This window comes from Kocuria tytonicola (assembly GCF_003687455.1).
Lineage (GTDB): Bacteria > Actinomycetota > Actinomycetes > Actinomycetales > Micrococcaceae > Kocuria > Kocuria tytonicola.
In genome coordinates this window covers 1-6,319 of the sequence record NZ_PHOA01000121.1, presented here as the reverse complement: position 1 = coordinate 6,319, position 6,319 = coordinate 1, and the positions used below count along the sequence as shown (strand labels likewise).

The window sequence follows — 6,319 nt, the reverse complement described above, 5'->3', positions numbered from 1 at the left end:
GCGAGGGCACTGCACAGCACCCGGCCGCGGTGCACACCGCACGTCGTTGTCCCCGGGTGCGCGACGAGCAGCGGAAGGCCGCACCCCCGGGTCCTAGCGTGCTCGCATGACCTCCACCGCACCACCGCCCGCACCCAGCACCCCGCCCGCTCCGCAGCGCTTCCACCACGACGACGCCCGTGCCACTCCCGGGGCCACCGCACCGCCCGCGGCGGCCGCGTTCCAGTCCGTCCGCTGCGGTGACGGCCTGGACAGGTGCCCCTGGGCCCTCGCCACGGCCGGAACCCTCGCGGACCACGACCTCGACTGGGGATCCCCTGCCACAACCGCCCGGGAGCACTTCGCGGCGCTCGCCCTCGAGCTGGTGGACTCCGGACTCGCGCGGTGGTCGCAGTCCGCGCGCCACGGCTCCTGGTACCTGCACATGGCGGGCCTGGACCCGGAGCGGGTGGCTCTGTTCGACGAGGACGACATCGACGACCTCGTGGTCAACCCCGAGCTCATCCGCAACCGGGCCAAGATCGAGGCCGTGGTCCACAACGCCGGCGTGTGCGCGGACTGGGACCTCGCCCGGTGGAACGAGCTGCTCGAGGAGGCCGAGATCCCACCCTGCGAAGCACCTCCCCGCAACGCCCTGGACCTCTCGGACACCACCGCGGCCTCACGGCGACTCTCGCAGGCGCTGCGCGCCCACGGCATCGTCCTGGTGGGCCCGGTGAGCGCGCACCGGTGGTTGCAGCGGATCGGCCGCGCACCCGGGCACGTGGCGGGGTGCTTCCGGGCCACCACCACGGCCGTCGGCTGACCCCGCCCCGTCCGCGCCGAACTGCTGCCCTTCCCAGCACCGGGCACGCGAACGGCCCGCAGACCAGGGTCTGCGGGCCGTCACCACGAGCAGCGGCCGGAGCCCACCGGTGGGGCGTCACTCCAGGAGCAGAGCGGGCTCCTCCACGATCCGTGCGACGTCGGACATGAAACGCGCAGCCAGCTCGCCGTCCACCACGCGGTGGTCGAAGGAACCGGACAGCGTGGTGATCCAGCGCGGCACCACCTCCCCGTCCACCACCCACGGCTTCTGCTTGATGGCGCCGAACGCCACGATGGCGGACTCCCCGGGGTTGATGATGGGGGTCCCGGTGTCCGCACCCAGCACGCCGATGTTGGTGATCGACAGCGTGCCGCCCTGCATGTCCGCGGGCTGGGTGCGTCCCGCGCGAGCGGTCTGGGTGAGCTCCTGCAGGGCTCCCGCCAGCTCCCGGAGGGAGAGGTCCTGGGCGTCCTTGATGTTGGGCACCAACAGCCCGCGGGGCGTGGCCGCGGCAATCCCCAGGTTCATGAACCGCTTCACGACGATCTCCGTGTCCGCCCACGTGGCGTTCACGTCCGGGTTGCGCTCCGCCGCCCAGATCACGGCCTTCGCCACGATGAGCAGGGGGGAGATCTTGATCCCCTCCATGCGCGGCGACTGCTTGAGGCGCTTGACGAACTCCATGGTGCGGGTGGCGTCCACCTCCACGAAGATGGACACGTGCGGAGCGGTGAACGCGGACTTCACCATGTTCTGGGCGGTGGCCTTGCGCACACCCTTCACCTTGAGCCGCTCAACACGCTCGTCCGAGACCTGGGGCCCGGCGGAGGCCCGCCCGCCCGAGGGCTGCCCGGCCGCACCTGCCCCGCTCGCGTGCGCCAGGAGATCGCGCTTGGTCACGTGACCGCCGTCGCCGGTGGCCCGGACGTCTGCGAGGTCGATGCCCATCTCCTTGGCGGCTTTGCGCACCGGGGGCTTGGCCAGGGTGGGTCGACGTGGCACGGCGGTCTGCTCGCCCACCCCCTCCTCGAGGGTGCGCAGCAGCGAGCCGCCGCGCTCACGGATCCTGCCCGCCCGTTCCGCGAGGTCCACGGCCGCTCCGCCCAAGCCGGTCCGGGACAGCTTCCCGGCCCAGCCGTGCCGGTGCTCGGCCTCGTCACCCGCGTGCGCTTCCGCCGGGGTGCTCGCCGTCTGGCCCGGGGCCGCGTCCTCGGCGGCCGGGGCACCCGCGCGGGTACGACGCCGCCTGCGCACGGGATCCGCCTTCGGACCGGATCCCACGAGGGGCTGGCCCTCGGAGGAGTCGGCGCTCGTCTCCTGCGGAGCGCCCGGAGCCTCGGGGGAGGATCCTGCGGCGAGCCCGTTCTGCGGCACCGTGCCCGTGTAACCGGGGTCCGTCCCGCCCGCGGGCTCGTCCTCACCGGAGCTCACGGCGATGATCGGGGTGCCCACGTCCACCGTGTCACCCTCCTGGACCAGCAGCTCCTGGACCGTTCCCTCGTACGGTGAGGGCAGCTCCACGACGGACTTGGCGGTCTCGATCTCGACCAGCACCTGGTTGACGGACACGGTGTCTCCCTTGGACACCTTCCACGCCAGGATGTCGGCCTCGGTGAGCCCCTCGCCCACGTCGGGCAGCATGAAAACCTGGGACATCTGTTCTCCCTCCTGGGGAGCCGCTCCCTCGGGGCAGCGGCGAATGGGGTGGACGCTCTAGTAGGCGAAAGTGCGGTCGAGCGCGTCGAGCACCCGGTCGAGGTCGGGCACGTAGTGCTCCTCCACCGCGGCCGGCGGGTACGGCAGGTGGAACGCGCCCACGCGCAGGACGGGTGCCTCGAGCGAGTAGAACGCCTGCTCGGTGACGCGCGCGGCGATCTCCCCGCCGATGCCCCCGAACGTGGGAGCTTCGTGGGCGATCACCAGGCGGCCCGTCTTGCGCACCGATGCCGTGATCGTGTCGATGTCGATGGGCGAGATGCTGCGCAGGTCCACGACCTCCACGCTGCGGCCGTCCTCCGCCGCGGCGTTGGCCGCGGCGAGCGCCACCGGTACCAGAGGACCCCAGGCCACGATCGTCGCGTCCCGCCCCTCCCGGATCACGGACGCCGAGAACGGGTCCCCGGGAGGTGCACTCTCGTCCACCTCACCCTTGAGCCAGTAGCGGCGCTTGGGCTCGAAGATGATGACGGGGTCGTCACACGCAATGGCCTGCTGCTCCATCCAGTAGGCGTCGTTCGCGTTCGAGGGGGTGATGATGCGCAGCCCGGCGGTGTGCGCGAACAGCGCCTCGGGGGACTCCGAGTGGTGCTCCACTGAACCGATGACACCGCCGTAGGGGATGCGGATGGTCATGGGCATCTTCATGCGGCCCTCGGAGCGGGCGTGGAGCTTGGCCACCTGGGTGGTGATCTGGTTGAACGCCGGGAACACGAAGCCGTCGAACTGGATCTCGCACACGGGCCGGTAGCCGCGCTGGGCGAGACCGACCGCGGTGCCCACGATCCCCGCCTCTCCGAGCGGGCTGTCGAGGACGCGGTGGGCCCCGAACCGGGCCTTGAGCCCCTCCGTGACGCGGTACACGCCGCCGAGGGAGCCGATGTCCTCCCCCATGAGCATGACCTTCGGGTCCTCGTCCATCGCTCGTGCGAGCCCCGCGGTGATGGCCTTGGCAATGGTCAGCCTGCTCACGCGCCCACCCCTTCCGCTGCGGTGCCGTGCACGTCGGACGCGTCCTCGAAACCGGCCTGGTACTCGAGGTACTCGGCGCGCTCCGCCGCCACGAGGGCGTGGGGCTCGGCGTAGACGTGTTCGAAGCGGTCCACGAACTCGGGCGGGGTCATGGCCAGGACGTCCGCGCGCATGCGGCGCGCGAGATCGTCGTTCTCCTGGGCGACGGTCTCGAAGAAGGAGTCCGCCACACCGTGCGCGGTGCGCAGGTGCTCCTTGAGGCGCTCGATGGGGTCCAGCAGACCCCACTGGTCCTCCTCCTCGCGCTTGCGGTACTTGGTGGGGTCGTCCGCGGTGGTGTGCGCGCCCATGCGGTAGGTCTCCGCCTCGATGAGCACCGGGCCCTCCCCTCGGCGGATCTTCGCGAGCGCATACCGGGTGGCGGCCACCACGGCCAGGATGTCGTTGCCGTCCACCCGCAGCCCCTCGAAGCCGTAGCCCGCCGCGCGCGTGGCGAGGGGGACGCGGGACTGCGTGGCAAAGGGCACGGAGATGGCCCACTGGTTGTTCTGGATGAAGAACAGCACGGGGGCGTCGTAGGACGCCGCGAACACCATGGACTCGTGGACCTCGCCCTCGGTGCTGGCGCCGTCCCCGAAGTACGCGACGACGGCCTCCGGCTCCGTCTCCAGCGGGGTGCCGGCGTCCTCGGCGGCCTTGCGGTCCAGGGCGGTGCCCATGGCATAGCCCACCGCGTGGGGGGCCTGGGAACCGAGCACCACGGTGTAGAGGTTCAGGTTGTGCTTCTCCGGGTCCCAGCCGCCCGCGGTGTGGCCACGGAAGTAGCGCATGAGCTCGGACGGCTCCACACCGCGCTCGAAGGCCACGGCGTGCTCACGGTAGGAGGGGTAGAGCCTGTCGGTGGGCCGCGTGGGCCACGTGGAGCCGATCTGCGCGGCCTCCTGGCCCTTGAGGGGCACCCATAGCACGAGCTGGCCCTGGCGCTGGAGCGACGTGCCCTCCTCGTCCACCCGCCGCGCCTTGGTCATGGAGCGGTAGAGGTGCTGGAGGTCGTCGACGGTGATGTCCTGCGTGTACGGGCTCAGGAGGTCGTCCTCGGTGACGGCCCCCCGCTCGTCCAGCAGCTGGTGCTTGGGGAGTGTGCTTTCCACGACGCCTGCGTGGCTGCGTGATTCCATGGTGGGTTCAGGTCCTTCCACTGTCTTCACGGCTGGAGGATCGCCCCAGTCGTGACGAGCATTGCGAACGCGAGGTTCTCGGTGCGCTCCACCACCTCAGGTGTGCCGGGGTGTCGGCATGGTGCTGGGGTGCGGGAAGGCTGCGCAGAGTTCCAGGAATCGGGAGTTCGCCTCGGGTTCCCCGAAACTAACACGCACCCCCTGGGAAGTGAAGCACCTCACAGACAGAGCGTGTTCATCGCATAGTCGGGCGAAGTCCGCACTGTGGTCCCCGAGGGGGAGCCACACGAAGTTCGCCTCGGTCCGGGGGTGCTGCCATCCCAGTTCCGCCAGCCCCGCCAGCACGCGCTCCCGCTCGTCCACCACGAGCTGCACCCGTTCCTCGACCTGCTCGATGTTCTCCACGGAGGCCTCCGCCGCGCGCTGCGCGAGCTCCGTGACGGCGAAGGCGGGAGCGCTCTGCCGCAGGTACCGGGTGACGTCCTGCTGGGCCACGGTGTAGCCCACGCGCAGTCCCGCCAGGCCGTGCGCCTTGGAGAACGTGCGCAGCGAGACCACGTTGGGGTGCTCCCGGTAGAGGGCGATCCCGTCCGCCAGACCCTCGCTGCGCTGGAACTCCCAGTAGGCCTCGTCCACCACGACCACCACGTCCGAGGGGACGCGCTCCAGGAACTCGCGCACGGCGTCGTCGCGCAGGCTCGGACCGGTGGGGTTGTTGGGTGTGCACAGCAGAACCACGCGGGTGCGGTCCGTGATCGCGTCCGCCATGGCGTCGAGGTCGTGGGAACCGTCCGGGAGGTTGGGCACCTGCACGCTGAGGGCACCGGCCAGACCCACCGAGATGGGGTAGGCCTCGAACGAGCGCCACGCGTAGACCACCTCGTCCGGCCGCCCGTCCTCACCGGTGCCCGCAAAGGCCGCGAGGAGCTGGTTGAGGGCGCCGAGGCTGCCGGCGCCCGCCACGATGTCTTCGGCGGGAACTCCCAGGTAGCCGGACAGGGACTCCCGCAGGACGGTGGCCGCGGGGTCCGGGTAGCGGTTGTAGTCGTCGAAGGCTGCCACGGCCTCCCTGACGGCGGGGACCGCACCGAAGGGGTTCTCGTTGGAGGCCAGTTTGTAGGCCACCAGCCCGGGGATCTCGGAAGCCGGTTTGCCCGCTGCGTATGCGGGGAGCGCAGCGAGCGCGGCACGGGGCGTCACGCGCCTGACCTCGCGCTGCGACGACGACGGGCCAGGGGTGGGCGTGGGGGTGTTCATGGCTGTCATGCTAGCGCCAGGGCCCTTCCGTGAGCACCGCGCAGCGGCGCCCGGCAGGCACCGTGGTCGAGCGCGGCGCGTGCTCCGGCGAACCACCGCGGGGGCGCCCACCCGCGGAGCGCGCCGGTGCAGCGGGGCTCCCGGCGGCCACGGCCGGGCCTCACGGGCGGGTTCCACGGCGGGCCCGGCTCCGCGGAGTGACAGACACGCACCTAGGGCGTGTCTGACAAAGGTTGGTGGCGGGGTCTGAAACGATCGTGGCGTGTCACGTTTTCAGGTTCTCTCGGATGCCCAGTGGTCACTGATCGCGCAGTTGCTGCCCCGCCCGACGGGCAAGCCGGGCCGCAAGTTCTCCGACGCGCGCACGATGGTTGAGGGCATCGTGTAC

General features: G+C 71.2%; 5 protein-coding genes and 1 pseudogene. 2 read left to right on the top strand and 4 right to left on the bottom strand.

What is annotated here, in order from left to right; genetic code table 11:
* Nucleotides 1-106 precede the first annotated feature (106 nt).
* Entirely contained in the window at nucleotides 107-805 is a 699-nt protein-coding gene (locus CWC38_RS10545; protein WP_121846693.1) for a DNA-3-methyladenine glycosylase I, read from the top strand.
* A gap of 117 nt (nucleotides 806-922) precedes the next feature.
* On the opposite strand, the gene CWC38_RS10540 is transcribed toward CWC38_RS10545, so the two are convergent.
* The 4 genes from CWC38_RS10540 to CWC38_RS10525 form a co-directional block, all read right to left on the bottom strand.
* The gene (locus tag CWC38_RS10540) at nucleotides 923-2,464 is read right to left on the bottom strand and encodes a dihydrolipoamide acetyltransferase family protein (RefSeq protein ID WP_121846692.1); all 1,542 of its coding nucleotides are present in this window, start codon (nucleotides 2,462-2,464) and stop codon (nucleotides 923-925) included.
* A gap of 57 nt (nucleotides 2,465-2,521) precedes the next feature.
* Nucleotides 2,522-3,496 carry an alpha-ketoacid dehydrogenase subunit beta gene (locus tag CWC38_RS10535; protein WP_121846691.1) on the bottom strand — a complete coding sequence of 325 codons (975 nt, stop codon included), beginning with the start codon at nucleotides 3,494-3,496 and terminating at the stop codon, nucleotides 2,522-2,524.
* Entirely contained in the window at nucleotides 3,493-4,674 is a 1,182-nt protein-coding gene (locus CWC38_RS10530) for a thiamine pyrophosphate-dependent enzyme (RefSeq protein WP_240625221.1), read from the bottom strand. Before CWC38_RS10530 ends, CWC38_RS10535 begins: the two co-directional genes overlap by 4 nt.
* 96 nt (nucleotides 4,675-4,770) lie before the next feature.
* Nucleotides 4,771-5,931: a histidinol-phosphate transaminase gene (locus CWC38_RS10525; RefSeq protein ID WP_121846689.1), complete on the bottom strand. Its 1,161-nt coding sequence runs from the start codon at nucleotides 5,929-5,931 to the stop codon at nucleotides 4,771-4,773.
* Between the two features lie 262 nt (nucleotides 5,932-6,193).
* Between CWC38_RS10525 and CWC38_RS10520 the strand changes: the two are divergent.
* Nucleotides 6,194-6,319 (top strand): annotated as a pseudogene (locus tag CWC38_RS10520) (IS5/IS1182 family transposase); the annotation flags it as partial.

Coding starts and splice junctions, on each gene's coding strand:
- CWC38_RS10525 (WP_121846689.1), bottom strand. CDS start 5,931: ATGAACACCCCCACGCCCACCCCTGGCCCGTCGTCGTCGCAGCGCGAG.
- CWC38_RS10545 (WP_121846693.1), top strand. CDS start 107: ATGACCTCCACCGCACCACCGCCCGCACCCAGCACCCCGCCCGCTCCG.
- CWC38_RS10540 (WP_121846692.1), bottom strand. CDS start 2,464: ATGTCCCAGGTTTTCATGCTGCCCGACGTGGGCGAGGGGCTCACCGAG.
- CWC38_RS10530 (WP_240625221.1), bottom strand. CDS start 4,674: ATGGAATCACGCAGCCACGCAGGCGTCGTGGAAAGCACACTCCCCAAG.